Annotated in this window: 13 protein-coding genes; 8 read left to right on the top strand and 5 right to left on the bottom strand. The window is 70.7% G+C overall.

The features are described from left to right. Nucleotides 1-36 precede the first annotated feature (36 nt). Genes CES90_RS33105 through meaB form a run of 3 tightly spaced genes read left to right on the top strand, consistent with a single transcriptional unit; the run spans nucleotide 37 to nucleotide 4,993 of the window. Nucleotides 37-1,839 carry a methylmalonyl-CoA mutase family protein gene (locus tag CES90_RS33105; protein ID WP_189787290.1) on the top strand — a complete coding sequence of 601 codons (1,803 nt, stop codon included), beginning with the start codon at nucleotides 37-39 and terminating at the stop codon, nucleotides 1,837-1,839. Further along, nucleotides 1,839-4,013, top strand: a complete 2,175-nt coding sequence (scpA, locus tag CES90_RS33100; protein ID WP_189787289.1) for a methylmalonyl-CoA mutase — start codon at nucleotides 1,839-1,841, stop codon at nucleotides 4,011-4,013. Before CES90_RS33105 ends, scpA begins: the two co-directional genes overlap by 1 nt. Next, complete coding sequence (gene meaB, locus CES90_RS33095; protein WP_189787288.1) at nucleotides 4,010-4,993, top strand: methylmalonyl Co-A mutase-associated GTPase MeaB; 984 nt, start codon at nucleotides 4,010-4,012, stop codon at nucleotides 4,991-4,993. The genes scpA and meaB overlap by 4 nt, the downstream gene beginning before the upstream one ends. A gap of 165 nt (nucleotides 4,994-5,158) precedes the next feature. On the opposite strand, the gene CES90_RS33090 is transcribed toward meaB, so the two are convergent. The 4 genes from CES90_RS33090 to CES90_RS33075 form a co-directional block, all read right to left on the bottom strand. After that, the gene (locus CES90_RS33090; RefSeq protein ID WP_189787287.1) at nucleotides 5,159-5,884 is read right to left on the bottom strand and encodes a class I SAM-dependent methyltransferase; all 726 of its coding nucleotides are present in this window, start codon (nucleotides 5,882-5,884) and stop codon (nucleotides 5,159-5,161) included. 162 nt (nucleotides 5,885-6,046) lie between these two features. Continuing rightward, nucleotides 6,047-8,527 (bottom strand): ATP-binding SpoIIE family protein phosphatase, encoded by a 2,481-nt coding sequence (locus CES90_RS33085; protein ID WP_189787286.1) that lies wholly within the window; start codon nucleotides 8,525-8,527, stop codon nucleotides 6,047-6,049. Between the two features lie 180 nt (nucleotides 8,528-8,707). After that, nucleotides 8,708-10,999: an MFS transporter gene (locus tag CES90_RS33080; protein WP_189787285.1), complete on the bottom strand. Its 2,292-nt coding sequence runs from the start codon at nucleotides 10,997-10,999 to the stop codon at nucleotides 8,708-8,710. 159 nt (nucleotides 11,000-11,158) lie between these two features. Then, nucleotides 11,159-11,602 carry an SRPBCC family protein gene (locus tag CES90_RS33075; RefSeq protein WP_189787284.1) on the bottom strand — a complete coding sequence of 148 codons (444 nt, stop codon included), beginning with the start codon at nucleotides 11,600-11,602 and terminating at the stop codon, nucleotides 11,159-11,161. A gap of 209 nt (nucleotides 11,603-11,811) precedes the next feature. Between CES90_RS33075 and CES90_RS33070 the strand changes: the two genes are divergently transcribed. Both CES90_RS33070 and CES90_RS33065 read left to right on the top strand, forming a co-directional pair. Further along, nucleotides 11,812-12,855: an Rv2578c family radical SAM protein gene (locus tag CES90_RS33070; RefSeq protein WP_189787283.1), complete on the top strand. Its 1,044-nt coding sequence runs from the start codon at nucleotides 11,812-11,814 to the stop codon at nucleotides 12,853-12,855. A gap of 146 nt (nucleotides 12,856-13,001) precedes the next feature. Continuing rightward, a complete protein-coding gene (locus CES90_RS33065) occupies nucleotides 13,002-14,573 on the top strand; it encodes an alpha/beta hydrolase (RefSeq protein ID WP_189787282.1) in 1,572 nt (523 codons plus the stop codon). Nucleotides 14,574-14,621: 48 nt separating this feature from the next. On the opposite strand, the gene CES90_RS33060 is transcribed toward CES90_RS33065, so the two are convergent. Then, nucleotides 14,622-15,197 carry an adenylosuccinate lyase gene (locus tag CES90_RS33060; protein ID WP_189787281.1) on the bottom strand — a complete coding sequence of 192 codons (576 nt, stop codon included), beginning with the start codon at nucleotides 15,195-15,197 and terminating at the stop codon, nucleotides 14,622-14,624. Between the two features lie 304 nt (nucleotides 15,198-15,501). Between CES90_RS33060 and CES90_RS33055 the strand changes: the two genes are divergently transcribed. From CES90_RS33055 to ccrA, 3 genes are all read left to right on the top strand, one after another. After that, a complete protein-coding gene (locus CES90_RS33055) occupies nucleotides 15,502-17,301 on the top strand; it encodes a 3-hydroxyacyl-CoA dehydrogenase family protein (protein WP_189787280.1) in 1,800 nt (599 codons plus the stop codon). A 181-nt stretch (nucleotides 17,302-17,482) separates the two neighbouring features. Then, complete coding sequence (locus CES90_RS33050; protein ID WP_229914332.1) at nucleotides 17,483-18,292, top strand: TetR family transcriptional regulator; 810 nt, start codon at nucleotides 17,483-17,485, stop codon at nucleotides 18,290-18,292. 417 nt (nucleotides 18,293-18,709) lie between these two features. Continuing rightward, complete coding sequence (ccrA, locus tag CES90_RS33045; RefSeq protein ID WP_189787278.1) at nucleotides 18,710-20,047, top strand: crotonyl-CoA carboxylase/reductase; 1,338 nt, start codon at nucleotides 18,710-18,712, stop codon at nucleotides 20,045-20,047. Nucleotides 20,048-20,057 lie beyond the last annotated feature (10 nt).

Here is a 20,057-nt window from a genome sequence, read left to right as displayed (position 1 = left end):
TCCTGCTCCTTTGCTAACGACGGCTAACATCCGAACATGACGGTCCTGCCTGACGACGGGCTTTCCCTGGCCGCCGAGTTCCCGGACGCGACCCTTGAGCAGTGGCAGCGCCTTGTGGCGGGTGTGCTGCGCAAGGCGGGCAAGGACGTCTCGGACACGGCGGCGGGAGAGGCCCTCACCACCGCACTGGAAGACGGACTGCACGTCCGCCCCCTCTACAACGCGCTCGACCTCGTGCCCGACCCGGGTGTCCCCGGCTTCGCCCCGTTCGTACGCGGCAGCCGGCCCGAGGGGAACACCCCCGTCGGCTGGGACATCCGGCAGCAGCACTCCGCCGTCGACGGGGACGCCGTACTGGCGGACCTGGAGAACGGCGTCACCTCGCTGTGGCTGGTGCTCGGCGAGGGCGGCATCCCGGTGTCGTCGCTCGGCCGGGCCCTCGACGGCGTCCTTCTCGACCTGGCCCCCGTCGTCCTCGACGCCGGCCGCGAGGTCGAGCCCGCCGCAAGGGAACTGCTGCGGCTGTACGAGGAGCGCGGCGTCCCGAAGTCGGCGGCGCGCGGCAACCTGGGCGCTGACCCACTGGGCCATGAGGCCCGCACCGGCGAGCGGTTGGACTTCGCGCCCGTGACCGGCCTCGCGCGGCTGTGCGCCGACGAGTACGCCGGGGTGCGCGGGCTGACCGTGGACGCGCTGCCGTACCACGAGGCGGGCGGCTCGGCCGCGCAGGAGCTGGGCTGTTCGCTGGCGACCGGGGTGGCCTATCTGCGGGAGCTGACCGATGCCGGGCTGTCGGTCGAACAGGCCTCGGCCCAGCTGGAGTTCCGGTACGCGGCGACCGCCGACCAGTTCCTGACCATCGCCAAGCTGCGGGCGGCGCGCCGACTGTGGGCCCGGGTCACCGAAGTCTGCGGCGCCCCGGCCGGGCAGGTGCAGCACGTGGTGACCTCGCCGGTGATGATGACGCGCCGCGACCCCTGGGTGAACATGCTGCGCACGACCGTCGCCACGCTGGCCGCCGGGGCGGGCGGCGCCGACTCCGTCACCGTGCTGCCCTTCGACCACGCGCTGGGCCTGCCGGACGCCTTCGCCCGCCGTATCGCCCGCAACACCTCCACGATCCTCGTCGAGGAGTCCCATCTCTCCCGGGTCATCGACCCGGCGGGCGGCTCCTGGTACGTGGAACGCCTCACCGACGAACTCGCCCACGCCGCCTGGGAGTTCTTCCAGAAGATCGAGGGCGCCGGCGGCCAGGCGGAGGGCTTGCGCTCGGGCCGTCTGGGCCAGGACCTGGCCGACACCTGGGAGGCGCGCGGCACGAAACTCGCCAAGCGCCGTGAACCCATCACCGGTGTCAGCGAGTTCCCCCATCTCGCCGAGAAGCCGGTGGAACGCGCGCCGGCCCCCGCACGGCCCTCCGGCGGTCTGCCCCGCGTGCGGCGCGACGACGCGTACGAGGCACTGCGGGCCCGCTCCGACGCCCATCTCGCGGCGACCGGCTTGCGCCCGCGGATCTTCCTCGCCGCCCTCGGCCCCGCCGCCGCGCACACCGCCCGCCTCACGTTCGCCTCGAACCTCTTCCAGGCCGGCGGCATCGAACCCGTCACCGGGGGCACCTTCGAGGACAGCGGTGCCGTTGAGGTCTGCCTGTGCTCCAGCGACGCGCTGTACGAGGAGCAGGCGGAAGCCGTCGCCGCGACGTTGAAGGCGGCGGGCGCGGGGCATGTGTTCCTCGCCGGCCGCCCCGCCGACTACACCGGTGTCGACGGCTATGTCTTCGCCGGCTGCGACGCCGTCGCCGTACTGTCCGCCACCCTCGACCGTATGGGAGTGTCCTGATGCCCATCCCCGACTTCTCCGGGATCGAGCTCGGAACCCCGTCCCCCGCCGCCGGCACCGACGAGTGGCGTACGGCGGTCAAGCGGGCCACCGATGGGGACGACCCGCTCTGGGAGACCCCGGAGGGCATCCCGGTCAAGCCGCTGTACACCGGGCAGGACCTGGAGGGCCTGGACTTCCTCGGCACCTACCCGGGCATCGCCCCGTATCTGCGCGGCCCCTACCCGACGATGTACGTCAACCAGCCGTGGACGATCCGCCAGTACGCGGGGTTCTCCACGGCCGAGGAGTCGAACGCCTTCTACCGCCGCAATCTGGCGGCCGGTCAGAAGGGCCTGTCCGTCGCCTTCGACCTGCCCACCCACCGCGGTTACGACAGCGACCATCCACGCGTGACCGGTGACGTCGGCATGGCGGGCGTGGCGATCGACTCGATCTACGACATGCGGCAGCTGTTCGACGGCATCCCTCTGGACAAGATGACCGTGTCGATGACGATGAACGGCGCCGTGCTGCCGGTGCTGGCGCTCTACATCGTGGCGGCCGAGGAGCAGGGCGTACCGGCTTCGATGCTGGCGGGGACCATCCAGAACGACATCCTCAAGGAGTTCATGGTCCGCAACACCTATATCTATCCGCCGAAGCCGTCGATGCGGATCATCTCCGACATCTTCGCCTTCACCTCCCAGCGGATGCCCCGCTACAACTCCATCTCCATCTCCGGCTACCACATCCAGGAAGCGGGTGCGACGGCCGACCTGGAGCTGGCGTACACGCTCGCGGACGGCGTGGAGTACATCCGGGCGGGCCGCGAGGCAGGGCTGGACGTGGACGCGTTCGCACCCCGGCTCTCGTTCTTCTGGGCGATCGGCATGAACTTCTTCATGGAGATCGCCAAGCTGCGGGCGGCCCGGCTGCTGTGGGCGAAGCTGGTCAAGCAGTTCGACCCGAAGAACACCAAGTCCCTTTCGCTGCGCACCCATTCGCAGACGTCGGGCTGGTCGCTGACCGCGCAGGACGTGTTCAACAACGTGACCCGTACGTGTGTGGAGGCGATGGCGGCCACCCAGGGCCACACCCAGTCGCTGCACACCAACGCCCTCGACGAGGCGCTCGCGCTGCCCACCGACTTCTCGGCGCGTATCGCCCGCAACACCCAGCTGCTCATCCAGCAGGAGTCCGGCACGACCAGGGTCATCGACCCGTGGGGCGGCAGCGCGTATGTGGAGAAGCTGACGTACGACCTCGCGCGGCGGGCCTGGCAGCACATCCAGGAGGTCGAGCAGGCGGGCGGCATGGCGCAGGCCATCGACGCCGGTATCCCGAAGCTGCGGGTGGAGGAGGCGGCGGCGCGCACGCAGGCGCGGATCGACTCCGGTCGGCAGCCGGTGATCGGCGTGAACAAGTACCGGGTGGACAGCGACGAGGCGATCGAGGTCCTCAAGGTCGACAACTCCTCCGTGCGCACCCAGCAGATCGAGAAGCTGCGGCGGCTGCGCGAAGAGCGGGACGAGACCGCCTGCCGCGACGCGCTGGACGCGCTCACCCGGGCGGCCGACGGCGAGGGCAACCTGCTGGAGCTCGCGGTGAACGCGGCCCGCGCGAAGGCGACGGTCGGGGAGATCTCGGACGCCCTGGAGAAGGTGTACGGGCGGCACGCGAGCCAGATCCGTACGATCTCCGGCGTGTACCGCAACGAAGCAGGCGAGTCCCCGTCGGTGGAGCGCACCCGGACGCTGGTGGACGCCTTCGGCGAGGCCGAGGGGCGTCGGCCGCGCATCCTGGTCGCCAAGATGGGTCAGGACGGCCACGACCGGGGCCAGAAGGTCATCGCCACCGCCTTCGCCGACCTCGGCTTCGACGTCGATGTCGGCCCGCTCTTCCAGACTCCGGCCGAGGTGGCCCGTCAGGCCGTCGAGGCGGACGTGCACATCGTGGGCGTCTCGTCGCTGGCCGCCGGACACCTCACCCTCGTACCGGCACTGCGCGAGGAGCTGGCGGCGGAGGGCCGGGAGGACATCATGATCGTCGTCGGTGGGGTGATCCCGCCGCAGGACGTGCCCACCCTGCTGGAGATGGGCGCGGCGGCCGTGTTCCCGCCCGGCACGGTGATCCCGGACGCGGCGTACGACCTCGTCGAGCGGCTGTCGGCCGACCTCGGGCACGAACGGTGATGGACCTCGACGCGTATGTGAAGGGTGTACTCGACGGGAAACGGGCGATCGTCGCGCGCGCCATCACGCTCGTCGAGTCCACCCGGCCCGGGCACCGGTCGCTGGCCCAGGAGTTGCTGACCGAGCTGCTTCCGCACAGCGGCCGGGCGCGGCGGATCGGTGTCAGCGGGGTGCCCGGCGTGGGCAAGTCGACGTTCATCGACGCGTTCGGCACGATGCTCACCTCGCTCGGGCACCGGGTGGCGGTGCTCGCCGTCGACCCGTCCTCCAGCCGGACGGGCGGGTCGATCCTGGGCGACAAGACGCGCATGGAACGCCTGGCCGTCGATCCGGCCGCGTTCATCCGGCCCTCCCCCACCGCGGGCACCCTGGGCGGGGTCGCGAAGGCGACACGCGAGTCGATCGTGGTGATGGAGGCGGCCGGCTACGACGTGATCCTCGTCGAGACGGTCGGCGTCGGCCAGTCCGAGACGGCGGTCGCGAACATGGTCGACTCCTTCCTCCTCCTCACCCTCGCCCGCACCGGCGACCAGCTCCAGGGCATCAAGAAGGGCGTCCTGGAACTGGCCGACGTCATCGCCGTCAACAAGGCGGACGGCCCGCACGAGCGCGACGCCCGTGCCGCCGCCCGCGAACTCTCCGGCGCCCTGCGGCTGATGCACGGCAAGGACGCCGCCTGGACCCCGCCCGTCCTGCACTGCAGCGCCCGCGAGTCCACCGGCCTCGACACCGTCTGGGACCGCCTCGAACAACACCGCGCCCTCCTGGACTCCACCGGCCGCCTCACCGCCAAGCGCCGCGAGCAGCAGATCGACTGGACCTGGACCATGGTCCGCGACGAACTCCTGGGCCGCCTGCACGCCGACCCGGCCGTACGAGCCCTCGCGCCGGGCCTGGAACAGCAGGTCAGGGACGGGGAGTTGACGGCGACACTGGCCGCCGAACGCATCCTGGAGGCGTTCGGCGACGCGGCGCACTGAACTGGGGGCGCCCCTGGCTGTTGAGGGGCGCGGGGCTGTGTCGATATGCGGCTCCGCCGCGTGGGCGCGAGCAAGAACAGACAACGGGCACTCGCCGAACCAGCTCCCTCTCCCGAGCTCTTGGGCGTGTGGCGCACACCGAAGAGGGCCCGGGCACCTCCGAGGTCAGGCCGTACGCCCCGCCACGTACCACTTCGACGGCAGCTCGATCCGGGTGCCCTCGGGCGTGTACTCGGTGGTGATCAGCGGCAGTTCACCGCCGCTGAGGACGGTGAGCCCGGCCGCACGCAGGTACTGCGGGATCGCTTCGTCGGTGACCTCGCCGGGGGCGATGCCGTGGCGGAAGATGGGGGCGAGCTTGGCCGGTGGGCCGGAGGGACTCTGCGCCAGGCCCATGAGCACGGGCTTCGCGGCCTCGGCGAGTTCGACCAGGCAGGCCCGGCCGCGCTCCCCCACCAGCGTGGCGACGGTGTCGACGAGGCGCTGCCGGTCGTCGGGCTCGCACTGGTGCAGGACGCCCCGCAGATAGACGTTGGTGTCGCCGAGTTCCGTGTGCAGTGCCTCGGTCTCGGTCTTCTCCGCCGCGTCAAGGAGCCGGTACTCCGCCCGGTGGTCGACGTCGGCGCGCCGGGCGTGGTCGAGGGCGGCGACCGACAGATCGGCGCCGATCACCCGGGCGAAACGGTCCGCCAGGAACCGGGTCTGGGTGCCGTTGCCGCAGCCCAGGTCCACCAGCGGCAGCCCGGGGGCCGTCAAGTACGGTTCGAACAGGGCGAGATGGACGCCCACGGTCCGCTCGGGCTCGGCGTCCCAGAAGACGGCACCCGCTTCCTGGGGCGCCTCCCGCCAGAACCCTTCCCAGGCCTCCTTGTACCGACTCGTCACGCTCATGCCCGACTCCCCTGGGTACGACGCCGACCCGCCCGTCGCGGTGGCCGAGATCGGTCTACCGCGCCCGGCGCACGGCGACAAGCACCACGCGCGTACCTTCACCTCTCGTTCCGAATACGCGCGCCCTCGCACGCCCCTCACGCATCCTGAGAAACCGGCAGCTCAGCGGCGTCGCGGCAGCGTCAGCTCGAACCACACGGTCTTGCCGCCGCCCGTCCGGCTGGTGCCCCACTCCCGCGCCAGCGTGCTCAGCACCCGCAGCCCTCGCCCGAACTCGTCGGTGGGGCCCGCGCTGAGCAGCGTCGGCAGGGTGTGGTCCTCGTCGTAGACCTCGCACAGCAGCGTGTCGCCGCGCACGAGCCGCAGTTCGACGCGGTGGCCACGCGCATGGCGTACGGCGTTGGTGACGAGCTCACCGACCAGCAGTTCGGTGGTGTCCGTGAGCGACTGAAGCCCCCAGACGCAGAGCTGTTCGCGGACGACGGCACGGGCCCGGCCGACCTCGATCGGGTCGGGGGAGAGCCGCCACTCGGCGACGTCCTCCGGCTCGATGCCGTTGAGACGGGCCATGAGCAGGGCCACATCGTCCTTGCGATCCCCGCGGCCCGCTGTGGAAAAGGTCGCGGCGAGGGCGCGGATCACGGTGTCGCAGGCGTCGTCCATGGAGGCCGCGGGATGGGCGGCCGACTCGCAGAGGGCCGCGAGGCCCATCCCGATGTCCTCGCCGCGCACCTCCACGAGACCGTCGGTGCACATCACCAGCCGGTCGCCGGGTTCCACCCGCACGCGTACCGCCTCGAAGGGCACCCCGCCGACGCCGATGGGCGCGCCCGTGGGCAGGTCGAGCAGCTCGCTGCGGCCGTCCTCCGCGCGGACCAGCACGGGTGGTATGTGGCCGGCGTTGGCGATGTGCAGCTCGCTCGCTATGGGGTCGTAGACGGCGTACAGGCAGGTCGCCAGGTAGTGCTCGCCGAGGCGTTGGGCGAGGTCGTCGAGGTTGCGCAGGAGTTGAGCGGGCGGCAGGTCGAGGGCGGCCATGGTCTGCACGGCGGTGCGCAACTGGCCCATCATCGCGGCCGAGTTGAGGCCGTGCCCCATGACGTCGCCGACGACGAGGGCGGTCCGGGCGCCCGGCAGCTTCACCGAGTCGAACCAGTCGCCTCCGACGCGTCCGAGCAGGGTGCCCGGGAGGTAGCGGGTGGCGATGTCGCAGCCCGTCATCCGGTCCGCGATGGTGGGCAGCATGCTGTCCTGGAGCGTCTCGGCGACGTTCTCCTGGTAGGTGTACATGCGCGCGTTGTCGAGGACGAGGCCCGCGCGGGCGGCGAGTTCGGCGCCGGTGACGCGGTCCATGTCGTTGAAGACCTCGCGCTCCGGGTGGCGCAGCAGGATCATGAAGCCGAGCACCACGTGGCGGGCCTTGAGCGGCACGACCAGCATGGAGCGGCCCGTGATCAGCGGCCGGATGTCGCGCTTCTCGAACTGCGCGGCGATCGCGTGCCCCATCTGCTCGCTGATGCGCGGCACGAGCACGGGCTCGCCGGTGGTCATGCACTGGAAGAACGGGGTGTGTGCCGGGAAGGGCATGGCCTCGCCGACCGGGACGACGTCGTCCCAGCGGCCGGGCTCGTCCGTGTGCTCGACGGCGACCCGGTGCCACATGGTGGTGGTGTCCGGGACCCCGTCGGGGAAGCCCTCACCGGCGACGACCTGCTCGCGCAGATAGGTGCCGGCCACGTCCGTGAAGCGGGGCACGACCGCCTTGCTGACCTCGATGATGGTCCGGGAGAGGTCGAGGGAGGTGCCGATGCGTCCGCTCACCTCGTTGAGGAACTCCAGGCGCTCACGTACGGCGGCGTGTTCGAGGTCCTGGCGCTCGTCCTCCAGGTCCTCCGGTACCGGCAGCCCTTCGGCGACGGCGCGCGCCGCGCGCTCCCGGCGCGCCTGCCGCTCGGTGCGCCGGGCCACGCCCCAGTCGGGGGTGACGGGCACCCGGTCGTTCTGGCTGAACTCCAGTACCGGATAGCCCAGTTCGAGTACCTGCGCGACGATGCGAGTGCTCTCGCCGACGCTCATGCTGGGCAGGATCTCGGGCAGGCGGCGGGCGAGTTCCTCGGCGCCGGGGAAGTCGGTGTGCAGGGCGAAGCCGGGCGCGATGCGCTCCATGGCGACGTCCGCCTCGTCGTCTCCCCGGCGCAGCGCCTCGGCGTCGGCGGCCAGCACGAGCAGGCGCTCCGGGCCGGGGACGACGAGCGGATAGCCCCACCACAGGACGTCCACGCGCTCACGCCCGGGCACGGTGATCCGGGCCCGGCCGGCCGCCGGGTAGGAGAGCTGTCCGTCGAGGGAGCTCTCCAGGTCGTGGCCGGGTCCGTCGTACGGGCCGTACGCCCCGAACCGCGGGGTCTCGTCCTCCTCGGGGAGGGCGCCGGAGACGGGCAGCAGGTCCAGGACGGGGCGGCCCACCGCGTCGTCCTTCGTGGCGCCGAAGAGCCGCCGGGCGCCGCTGCTCCAGTGCGACACGAGTCCACCGCGGTCGACGACGACCACGGCAAGGGGGATGCGGCCGACCGCGGCGTGCTCCGCCGTGCCGTCACCGGCTCCGGCGCCGGTTGTCGCGCCCGTGTCGGTGCCACGGTCCATGGCCAAGGCCCTTTCTCCCCACGGCAAGATCTGCCGCGCCCCCACTACCGTACGGCGGCGTAGCGTCGCGATGTGTGCCAATACGCGAATTGCACAGGAGGAGCCTCCCGCGCACCGCCGGTCGCACACGAGGCGCACGATTCACTCGTGCGCCCCCCTGGTCACTTGGCCGGCCAACGCTCAGTCCGTGTACCCCGGGTACCCCAGTTGCAGATCCCGCTCCGTGCTGCCGCCACCGGCGATCTGGAGCACCGTCGCGACCGGTGGGTATCCGGTGGCGATCACCGTGTACTCGCCGGAGGAGAGGTCGACGAACCGGAAGGTTCCGTCGAGGCCGGTGGTGAGGGTGTCGACAACGTTTCCGGCGGCGTCGAGGAGGGTGACACGGGCGTCCTCGACGGGACGGCCGCCGCCGGCGCGGACGGTGCCCTTCAGGACGGCGCCCCCGGCGAGTTCGATGTCCTGGCGGGTCTCGCCGGCGGCCCGGACGGTGACGGGCAGCGCGGCCGGGCGGTAGGAGTGGGTGCCGGCGGCGAGGGTGTACTCGCCGGCGACCAGGTCGGTGATGCGGTACTCGCCCTCCTCGCCGCTGCGCGTGGTCACGACGACGTCACCGTGGACGTCCGTGAGCGTGACCGTGGCGTCGGGCACCGGCCTGCCGTCGGCCGTGTGCACCACACCGATCAGCCGCCCCGCGCCGTCGAGCACGATGTCGACCTCGACGGGATGCTCGCCGACGGTCACGCTCACCGCCTGCGGCTGGTGGCCGCACGCGGCCGCGATCAGCACATACGCCCCGGGCCCGGGCGTGGGCAGCGTGTACCGCCCGTCCTCGCCGCTGCCGCCGCGCCCGGTCTGTCCGCCGGTGGAGTCGATGAGGGTGAGCGCGGCCCGGGGCACGACGGTGCCGTCGGGGTGCCGGACCGTGCCGCGGACGGGGACCCCGGTGGCGTACGGGGATCGCGCCTGCGGGATGCGATCGGGCGGCAGGGGCTCTGCGGGAACCTCGTCGTGGGACACCAGTGGTTCCTCCTTGAGGAAGAAGGCGATGAGCAGCCCGAGGACGAGCACCGGCACGAGGTACAGGAACATCCGGGGCACGGCGTCGGCGTAGGCCTCGGCGGGTGCGTCGCGCACCGAGGCGAGCCGGTTCGTCAGGAGCGTGCCGAGGACGGCCACGCCCACGATCCCGCCCAGCTGCCGGAAGTAGTTGTTGGCGTTGGTGGCACTGCCGGTGTCGGAGGGGCGCACGGAGCTCTGCACGGCGAGGATCAGGACCGGCATCACCATGCCGATGCCGGTGCCGAGGACGGCCGACCAGAGGCCGAAGTGCAGCCGGGGGGTGTCGGTCTCCAGGCGGGACAGCAGCCACGTGCCGACGGCGGCGAGGGCGCTGCCGAGGACCGGGTACGTCTTGTAGTGCCCGGTGTGGCTGATGAGTTGGCCGGAGACGACGGACGCGCCGACGATGCCGGCCAGCATCGGCAGCATGAGCAGCCCGGACTCGGTCGCGGACGTCCCCTCCACGGTCTGCAGATAGGCCGGCAGGTAGCTGACGGCCGCGAAGAGCGCGCCGCCGATGGCCGGTCCCACGAGCCCGGTCACGACGAAGGCCCGGTCCCTGAACAACCGCAGGGGCATGAGGGGTTCGGCCGCGAACCGTTCGACGACGAGGAACAGGACGGTCGCCGCCACCGCCCCGGCGCCGAGTCCGAGGACGACCCGCGAGTCCCACGCGTACGCGTCGCCGCCCCAACCGGCCGACAGTACCAGGCAGGTGGAGGCGACGGTCAGCAGCAGCGCGCCGACCACGTCGAAACGCCCTCTGGGGGCGGTGGTTTTCGGCAGTTTCAGCGCGAGGGTGACGACGGCCAGAGTGATGAGACCGAAGGGCACGTTGACGTAGAAGCACCACCGCCAGGAGAGGTGGTCCGTGAAGTAGCCCCCGAGGAGCGGGCCGGTGAGGGAGGCGAGTGCGAACGCGGCGCCGACCAGGCCCATGAAGCGGCCGCGTGCAGCGGGCGGCACGATCTCGGCGATGATCGCCTGGACGCCGATCATGAGACCGCCCGCGCCGACGCCCTGGAGCGCCCGGAAGGCGATGAGCTGGTCCATCGTCTGTGCGGAGCCGGCGAGCGCGGAGCCGATCACGAAGACCAGGATCGCGAACTGGAAGACGCCCTTGCGGCCACGGCGTTCGCTGAGCCTGCCGTGGATGGGCAGTCCGACGGTGGCGGTGAGCAGGTATGCGGTGATCGCCCAGGACATCCGGTCCGCGCCGTGCAGCTCGCCGACGATTCCCGGGAGGGCGGTGGCCACGATCATCTGCTCCAGCGCGGCGAGGAGCAGCGCGAGCATGAGGGCGAAGAAGACCAACCGCACGCGGCGCGGCTCGAGTCGGGGAGGATCGACGGCCGGTGGTGGTGCGGGGGTGGTGGCCGGTTCGTCCTTCACCAGTGTGATCGCGCTCATGCGTACCGCTCTCCTCGTCGCACTTACCGCACAATTGCCGCGTTAAGCGGCAACTGTCGGCAAGTGCGGCGAGTTACGGCATTCCGGGGAGCGCCACACAGATCCACTCGAACTGGTGAGGGCGGCAACACGCCCGGCTCTGTTGCCCGTTGAGCGGACCTACTTCTCGACCTCGGCGGCGAGGTTGGCGAGGAGGGCGTCGTAGATGCGGCCGAGGCCCTTGGGGGCGAAGGTCTTCTCGAAGAAGCCGCCGATGCCGCCGGCGCCCTGCCAGGTGGTGGTCACGACGACACGGGACTTGCCCTCGCCGGCCGGGGTGACCCGCCAGACGGTGACCATGGAGGAGTTGCGGTCCTTCTCGACGAGCTCACCGTCGGAGGGCTCGGTGACTTCCAGGAGACAGTCGCGGACGCGCTTGCTGGTGGCCTGGAGCTTCCAGTGGACGAGGGTGCCCTCGCCGTCGCCGCCCTCGCGCACCTCGTACTCGCTGAAGTGCTCGGGCAGCATCTTCCCCCGCTCGCCGCTGTAGTCGGCCAGGGTGTCGAACACCGTCTCCGCGTCCGCCGCGACGATTCGCTCCGTCGTGGCCTCGACCTGCGCCATTGCGTTCCTCCAGCACTCGGTAACTCGGGGGTGTGCGGAAAGCCAACCACCACCCGGCCGGACGGCCCAAATCGGGGTGCCCGAACGGCCCGGAGCGGCGGGCTCGGGGACGGCTCGGCGAGACCTCCACACGATGCTCGAAAACCAGTTCGCACGATCAAGGGAACGCTTGTTCTATTCTGGGGCGCAGAGCAACCGAGGAGGCGTCCATGCGCTGGAACCATCTGGCCGAGAACCCCGCCACGGCCCGGGACGCCGCGCTGTTCGGCGCGGAGGCGGTGACGAGCCGCACCTTCGACACCCCCGAGTTCCGAGGCATGACGTTTCACGAAGTCCGGGCGAAGACGATCCTGAACCGGGTGCCCGGAGCCTCCCGGATGCCGTTCGAATGGACGGTGAACCCTTATCGGGGCTGCACGCACGCGTGCGTCTACTGCTTCGCCCGCAAGACCCACAGCTACCTGGACCTCGACACCGGCCTCGACTTCGACTCGCAGATCGTGGTGAAGATCAACGCGCCCGAGCTGCTGCGCCGCCAGCTGGCCTCACCACGCTGGCACGGCGAGCACATCGCCATGGGCACCAACGTGGACTGCTACCAGCGCGCCGAGGGCCGCTACCGCCTGATGCCGGGCATCATCGCCGCCCTGCGCGACCACGCGAACCCCTTCTCGATCCTGACCAAGGGCACGCTGATCCTGCGCGACCTCGACCTCATCCGGCAGGCCGCGGAGGTCACCGAGGTCGGGATATCCGTCTCCGTCGGCTTCACCGACCAGGAACTGTGGCGCACCGTCGAGCCGGGCACGCCCGCGCCCGAGCGCCGGCTGGACATCGTGCGCACCTTCGCCGACCACGGCATCGGCTGCGGAGTGCTGATGGCCCCCGTGCTCCCCTTCCTCAGCGACCACCCCGACCGGCTGCGCGCCACCGTACGGGCGATCGCCGCCTCCGGGGCCACCTCCGTGACCCCGCTGGTGCTGCATCTGCGGCCCGGCGCACGCGAGTGGTACATGGCGTGGCTTGAGCGCCATCACCCGTATCTCGTACGCCGTTACGAGCGGCTGTACGCGGAGGGCGCGTACGCCCCGAAGTGGTACCAGCGGCGGATCACCCGTCAGGTCCACGAACTGGCGCGGGAGTACGGCATGGGGCCGAGGGCCTCTGAGCTGCCGAGAAGGATCCCGCTGCCCGAGTCGGCACCGCCGCAGCCGGCGGCGGAGTCGGCACCGACCCAGCTGACCCTTCTCTGACGCTTCCGGGGTCATCCGGACGCTTCCAACTCCCCGATGGGGTCAAGTCTCGGCAGAACGGGTTCCTCCAGGCACGCATTCCGGGACGATGCGACGAAGGCCGTGGCGTGCACGGCTCGAAATCCTCCGTCCTGGGAGGCCTGACGATGAAGAAACGCGCAGCCGCTCTGAGCGGTGCCGTCGCCGTGTTGGCCGGGATGGTCACGTCCGTCCCGGCCGACGCGAACGCCCGCTCAGCGGCCGCACCGGTGGCGAAACTCGCCTGGAAGAAGTGCGCCACCACTGACTACCCCACGCTCCAGTGCGCGTCCCTGAAGGTGCCGCTGGACCACGACAATCCGCGGGGCCGGAACATCACGATCGCACTCTCCCGTGTCCCGCACACCGCGAAGAAGTACCAGGGGCCCCTGCTGGTCAACCCGGGCGGCCCCGGCGGCAGCGGGATCACGCTCGCCGGATTCGTCGCGTCCACGCTGCCGAAGAAGGTGGCGGCGCAGTACGACGTCATCGGCTTCGACCCGCGTGGCGTCGGCGCCAGCAAGCCCGCCCTCGACTGCAAGTCGGACTACTTCTCGACGGTGCGCCCCAACTCCCTGCCGACGACAGCGAAGACCGAGCAGGCCAACCTGAACCGCGCCCGGTCCTTCGCCAAGGCCTGCGCCACGAAGTACGCGGACGTGCTGCCGTACATCGACACGATCAGCGCGGTCAAGGACATGGACGCCATCCGCGAGGCCCTCGGCGCCCGGCAGATCAACTACTTCGGGTACTCGTACGGCACCTATCTCGGCGCCGTGTACGGCAAGCTCTTCCCGAACCGCGTACGGCGGGCGGTGCTGGACTCCGTCGTCGACGCCACGGGGGTCTGGTACGAGGACAACCTCCGGCAGGACTACGCCTTCAACGACCGCCACCGGGCCCTGATGGCCTGGATCGCCAAGCACGACAAGACCTACAAGCTCGGCACCGATCCGGAGAAGATCGAGGCCAAGTGGTACGCGATGCGGTCGGCGCTGGCCAAGAAGCCCGCGGACGGCAAGGTGGGCCCCTCCGAGTTGGAGGACACCTTCATGCCGGGCGGCTACTACAACGGCTACTGGCCCTTCCTCGCCGACGCGTTCGCGGCCTACGTGAACAAGAAGGACGACGACCCACTGGTCGAGGCGTACGAGAACTTCGGTGCCGTCGACGGGGAGGGCGACAACGGCTACAGCGTCTACGCCGCGGTGCAGTGCCGTGACGCGCACTGGCCGCGCGACTGGGGCACCTGGCGCGACGACAACTGGGAGGTGTACGAGAAGGCGCCATTCATGACCTGGAACAACGCCTGGTACAACGCACCCTGCGCCTTCTGGCCCACCGAGTCCCGCACCGCCGTGGACATCTCCAACACCGCGCTGCCGCCGGTGCTGATCTTCCAGGCCACGGACGATGCGGCCACCCCGTACGAGGGCGGCGCCATCACCCACCACCTCCTGCGCGGCTCCAGCCTGGTGGTCGAGGAGGGCGGCGGAAACCACGGCATCACCCTCAGCGGCAACACCTGCCTGGACAAACACCTGGCGGCCTACCTGTCCGACGGCACGGTACCCCGCGGCGGCGGCGAGGCCGACGCGGTCTGCGCGAAGCTGCCGGACCCGAAGCCCCTGAGCGACAAGGACGCGCCCACCTCCGCACGGGGTTCGACGCTGCACGGCCTGCTCGGCTTCCGCGGCTGAACCCACCCGTGGGAGTCCCGCCGACACACCGGCAGGACTCCCACGGCCCTACCTCTGTTTCGGAATCCGGGCCAACGCGCGCACCGCCGCCTCGGCGAGGTTCGGATGAGCGAGCGCCTCGTTCAACACGGGCCTGGCCCGGGCATCCCCCAGAGCCCCCAGCCCCTCCACGCACGCGAGAGCGACCCGGCGGTACGGGTCATGCGGCCGCAGCCTCCGCTGGAGCGTGGTGATCAGCGCCGGCACAGCCTCGGGCGCACGAAGCTCGACGAGCAGCCGTACCGGATGCAGGGCATAGGCGACCCGTAGCTCATTCGTGGCGAGGGCGGCCGCCGCGCGGGCGGTGCGCGGGTCCGCGAGTCGGGCCAGGGCGTACGCCGCGGAAGCGCATCGCGGCGGATCCCGGTGATTGAGCAGCAGGACGAGCGCCTCGAAGGCCCGTCGGTCCCCCGCGACGCCCAACCGGAACGCGGCCAACTCCCGCGCCCACAGCGGCTGTCCGGGCTCGGTCAGGACGGCCGCCAGCTCATCCGTGCTGTCGGTCACGACAAGCCGCTCGTACCCGGCGGCGCCCCCCGACTCGCCCCGCACACGTTCCGTGAGTGATCGCAACTCTTCGTCCATACCCCGAGCGTACGGGCGCGGCCGTCCTTCGGGGACGTACATCACAAACCCGAGGGCTGGCGCGCTCGTTACCCACCGGTTAAGCTCAGACGAGCGAGTGACCCACTCGTATTGGCTTACGGCGGTTTGGTGACGCGGCCTTCGTGAGCGCAGTCGGTTCGGTACCTGAGTATTCGGTACCTGGAGTACCAGTACGACTCGGCCTCGGGACAGGGCCGGTCGGTTCAGCCGTTCCCCCTGGGCGTGTGCGCGCCCCAGGGCGCGCTCCTCCCTCAGTCGTCACCCTCATTCCTGGAGTTCCGCGATGGCCACTCCCCTGTCCCCCGTCTCTCCCCTGAAGACCATTGCCGTGGTCGGCCTCGGCACCATGGGTACCGGTATCGCCGAGGTGCTCACCCGGGCCGGCCGCGAGGTCATCGGCATCGACATCAGCGAGGCGGCGGCCGGTCGTGCCGTCGTCGCGCTGGAGGCCGCGACCGAGCGCGCCGTGGGCCGCGGACGGCTCACGGAGCGGGAGCGCGGCGACGTCCTCGCCCGCTTCCGCACCTTCACCGATCTGCGCGCCGCCGCCGACGCCGACCTGGTGATCGAGGTCGTCCCGGAGTCGTACGAGATCAAACAGCAGATCTTCCGGGAACTGGACTCGATCGTCCGCCCCGAGACCGTCCTGGCCACCGGGACGAACGCCCTGTCCGTCACGCGTCTCGCCGCCGACTCGGCACGCCCCGAGCGCGTCCTCGGGCTGCACTTCTTCAATCCGGCGCCCGCGATGAAGCTGGTCGAGGTCGTCTCCTCGGTGTTGACGGCGCCGCAGGCCGTGGCCGCCGTCACGGATCTCGCCCTCGATCTGGGCAAGGAGCCCGTCGCGGTCGGCGACCGGCCCGGTTTCGTCGCAGACGGGCTGCTGTTCGGTTACCTGAACCAGGCCGCCGCGATGTACGAGGCCAAGTACGCCTCCCGCGAGGACATCGACGCGGCGATGCGGCTCGGCTGCGGTCTGCCGATGGGCCCGCTGGCCCTGCTCGACCTGATCGGCGTCGACACCGCGCGTACGGTCCTGGAGGCCATGTACGCGGCCTCGCGCGACCGGCTGCACGCGCCGGCGCCGATCCTCAAGCAACTCAGCGGGGCGGGCCTGACCGGCCGTAAGTCGGGGCGCGGCTTCTACACGTACGAGGCTCCCGGCTCCGCCACCGTCGTGCGGGACGCGCTGACGCCGCTGGAGGGGGTGGCCACGGTCGCCGGCCGCACCGTCCGTTCGGTGGGTGTCGCGGGCTCCGGGACCATGGCGTCGGGGATCGCCGAAGTGTTCGCGAAGGCCGGGTACGAGGTCGTGCTGGCCGCGCGCAGCGAGGAGAAGGCGCAGGCCGCCAAGGCCCGTATCGGCAAGTCGCTTTCGCGCTCTGTCGACAAGGGGCGGATGACGGTCGAGTCCGCCGCCGAGGCCCTGGACCGGATCACCCCGGCGGGCTCGTACGACGCGTTCGCGGACGTCGACCTGGCGTTGGAGGCGGTGGCCGAGGATCTCGAGGTCAAGCGGCAGCTGTTCGCGACCTTCGACAAGGTCTGCAAGCCGGGCGCGATCCTCGCCACCACCACGTCCTCGCTGCCCGTCGTCGCCTGCGCCCGCGCCACCTCGCGCCCGCAGGACGTGATCGGCATGCACTTCTTCAATCCGGCCCCGGCGATGAAGCTCGTCGAGGTGGTCCGCACGGTCCTGACCGCGGATGACGTCCACGCGACGGTCCGCGAGCTGTGCGCGAAGGTCCGCAAGCATCCGGTGGACTGCGGCGACCGGGCCGGTTTCATCGTGAACGCGCTGCTGTTCCCGTACCTGAACAACGCGATCAAGATGGTCCAGGAGCACTACGCCTCGCTGGACGACATCGACGCGGCCATGAAGCTGGGCGGCGGCTACCCGATGGGGCCGTTCGAACTGCTGGACGTGGTCGGGCTCGATGTCTCGCTGGCCATCGAGAAGGTGCTGCACCGCGAGTTCCGCGACCCGGGGCTGGCCCCGGCGCCCCTCCTTGAGCACCTGGTGGCCGCGGGCTGCCTCGGCCGCAAGACCGGCCGTGGCTTCCGCGAATATGCCAAGCGCTGAGGGTCCGGGCGACCGGTTCGCGGCGGGCGGGCAGGCGGGCGGGCACTGGGGCGGACTCCTCGCCCCGGGCGGGCATCCCCCGTCCATCCGCTCCGCCCGCCCTGCCGATCCCCCGTCCGAGCAGGGCGGGGGAACCGGTGGACGTGCGCACTCTCCTGCACGGATGCAGTACGTTCGGGGCATGTCCCAGCCCGCCAAGTCCTCACGTACACCAGCTACGCCCGACGCGCCGGAGAGTGCCGCGGGCAGTCGCGCCGCCGCCCAACGGCTCAAGATGCGCCGGGAACTGGCGGCCGCGGCCATGGAGCTGTTCTCGACCAAGGGGTACGAGGCGACCACCGTCGACGAGATCGCGGCTGCGGCCGGCGTCGCCCGCCGCACGTTCTTCCGCCACTTCCGTTCCAAGGAAGAGGCGATCTTCCCGGACCACGACGACACCCTGATCCGCGCCGAGGCGGTGCTCAACGCGGCCCCCGCGCACGAGCACCCGCTCGACACGGTGTGCCGCGGCATCAAGGAAGTCATGAAGATGTACGCGGCCCGGCCGGAGATCTCGGTGGCCCGCTACAAGCTGACCCGCGAGGTGCCCACCCTCCGGGAGGCCGAGATCGCCTCCGTGGCCCGCTACGAGCGCCTCTTCACCCGCTATCTGCTGGGTCACTTCGACGAGCACGCCCACCACGACGACGTGGGCGACGACCCGCTGCTCGCCGAGGTCGCCGCGTCGGCGGTGGTCACCGCGCACAACCACGTGCTGCGGCGGTGGCTCAGGTCCGGCGGCCAGGGAGACGTCGAGAGCCAGCTCGACCGTGCCTTCGCGATCGTCCGCAAGACCTTCGGCACCGGCATCGGCGCGGGTCGGACCATGGCACCCGAGCCGGCCGCCGCGAGGGCCTCCACCCACGGCGAGGTCCTGGTGACGGTCGCCCGGACGGACGCCCCCCTCGACGAGGTCATGCGGACCATCGAAGAGGCACTGAGGGACCGCTGAGACCGCCCTTTACCAATCGGTAACTATGATGACGGCCACCCTGCGGGGTGGCCGTTTTGGCACGTCAGGACCCCTTTTCGACCGGCACCTGATCGATCATCGCTCACCTGTTACGTAAAGATTTCACCTGAGCGAACTTTCTGACACTCCGTGCCTTGCGGGGTGACACGGCGTGCCATACGTTGAAAGGAGTCCGGGCGGCCGGCGTGCAGCGACCTTTCGTATGCCGGCTGTCCCCGCAAGCCAGGTGCTTGCGCGCCCGGACGCCTGCGTCACAGGCACCCTTCCGCGCCACAAAGCGCCGCCGAGAGCACCACCCTCCGCCGAACCGACGGCATCAGACAGACAGCCCAGCAGCACCCGACGTAACCCTCAGCAGCGTCCTCCCCCAGGACACTCGTCGCCGGAGGCACCACCGTGAAGGAAATCCTGGACGCGATCCAGTCGCCGGACTCCTCGTCCGCCGACTTCGCCGCTCTGCCGCTCCCCGACTCGTACCGCGCGATCACCGTGCACAAGGACGAGACGGAGATGTTCGCGGGCCTCACCACCCGCGACAAGGACCCCCGCAAGTCGATCCACCTCGACGACGTGCCGGTGCCCGAGCTCGGCCCGGGCGAGGCCCTGGTGGCCGTCATGGCCTCCTCGGTCAACTACAACTCGGTGTGGACCTCGATCTTCGAGCCGCTGCCGACCTTCGGTTTCCTGGAGCGCTACGGCAAGCTCAGCGAGCTCACCAAGCGCCACGACCTGCCGTACCACATCATCGGCTCCGACCTCGCGGGCGTCGTCCTGCGCACCGGCCCCGGCGTCAACGCCTGGAGGCCCGGTGACGAGGTCGTCGCGCACTGTCTGTCCGTCGAGCTGGAGTCCTCCGACGGTCACAACGACACGATGCTCGACCCCGAGCAGCGGATCTGGGGCTTCGAGACCAACTTCGGTGGCCTGGCGGAGATCGCGCTCGTCAAGTCCAACCAGCTGATGCCGAAGCCGGATCACCTGAGCTGGGAGGAGGCCGCCGCTCCCGGTCTGGTGAACTCCACCGCGTACCGGCAGCTCGTCTCCCGCAACGGCGCCGGCATGAAGCAGGGCGACAACGTGCTGATCTGGGGCGCGAGCGGCGGACTCGGCTCATACGCCACGCAGTTCGCGCTCGCGGGCGGCGCCAACCCGATCTGTGTCGTCTCCAGCGAGCAGAAGGCCGGCATCTGCCGGGCCATGGGCGCCGAGGCGATCATCGACCGCACCGCCGAGGACTACAAGTTCTGGAAGGACGAGCACACCCAGGACCCGAAGGAGTGGAAGCGCTTCGGCAAGCGCATCCGTGAACTCACCGGCGGCGAGGACGTCGACATCGTCTTCGAGCACCCGGGCCGCGAGACCTTCGGCGCGTCGGTCTACGTCACCCGCAAGGGCGGGACCATCGTCACCTGCGCCTCGACGTCCGGCTACAACCACGAGTACGACAACCGGTACCTGTGGATGTCCCTGAAGCGGATCATCGGCTCGCACTTCGCCAACTACCGCGAGGCCTGGGAGGCCAACCGCCTCATCGCCAAGGGCAAGATCCACCCGACGCTGTCGAAGGTCTACTCCCTGGAGGAGACCGGGCAGGCCGCGTACGACGTGCATCGCAACCTCCACCAGGGCAAGGTCGGTGTGCTCTGCCTCGCTCCTGAGGAGGGCATGGGCGTGCGCGACCACGACAAGCGCGCCCAGCACATCGACGCCATCAATCGCTTCCGGAACATCTGAGGACAGCAGG

It is taken from the genome of Streptomyces capitiformicae, assembly GCF_002214185.1.
GTDB lineage: Bacteria > Actinomycetota > Actinomycetes > Streptomycetales > Streptomycetaceae > Streptomyces > Streptomyces capitiformicae.
The sequence above is the reverse complement of the archived record's forward strand: the minus strand, read 5'-3'. Positions and strand labels throughout refer to the sequence as shown.

Coding starts and splice junctions, on each gene's coding strand:
- CES90_RS33105 (WP_189787290.1), top strand. CDS start 37: ATGACGGTCCTGCCTGACGACGGGCTTTCCCTGGCCGCCGAGTTCCCG.
- scpA (WP_189787289.1), top strand. CDS start 1,839: ATGCCCATCCCCGACTTCTCCGGGATCGAGCTCGGAACCCCGTCCCCC.
- CES90_RS33090 (WP_189787287.1), bottom strand. CDS start 5,884: ATGAGCGTGACGAGTCGGTACAAGGAGGCCTGGGAAGGGTTCTGGCGG.
- CES90_RS33085 (WP_189787286.1), bottom strand. CDS start 8,527: ATGGACCGTGGCACCGACACGGGCGCGACAACCGGCGCCGGAGCCGGT.
- CES90_RS33080 (WP_189787285.1), bottom strand. CDS start 10,999: ATGAGCGCGATCACACTGGTGAAGGACGAACCGGCCACCACCCCCGCA.
- CES90_RS33075 (WP_189787284.1), bottom strand. CDS start 11,602: ATGGCGCAGGTCGAGGCCACGACGGAGCGAATCGTCGCGGCGGACGCG.
- CES90_RS33070 (WP_189787283.1), top strand. CDS start 11,812: ATGCGCTGGAACCATCTGGCCGAGAACCCCGCCACGGCCCGGGACGCC.
- CES90_RS33065 (WP_189787282.1), top strand. CDS start 13,002: ATGAAGAAACGCGCAGCCGCTCTGAGCGGTGCCGTCGCCGTGTTGGCC.
- CES90_RS33060 (WP_189787281.1), bottom strand. CDS start 15,197: ATGGACGAAGAGTTGCGATCACTCACGGAACGTGTGCGGGGCGAGTCG.
- CES90_RS33055 (WP_189787280.1), top strand. CDS start 15,502: ATGGCCACTCCCCTGTCCCCCGTCTCTCCCCTGAAGACCATTGCCGTG.
- CES90_RS33050 (WP_229914332.1), top strand. CDS start 17,483: ATGTCCCAGCCCGCCAAGTCCTCACGTACACCAGCTACGCCCGACGCG.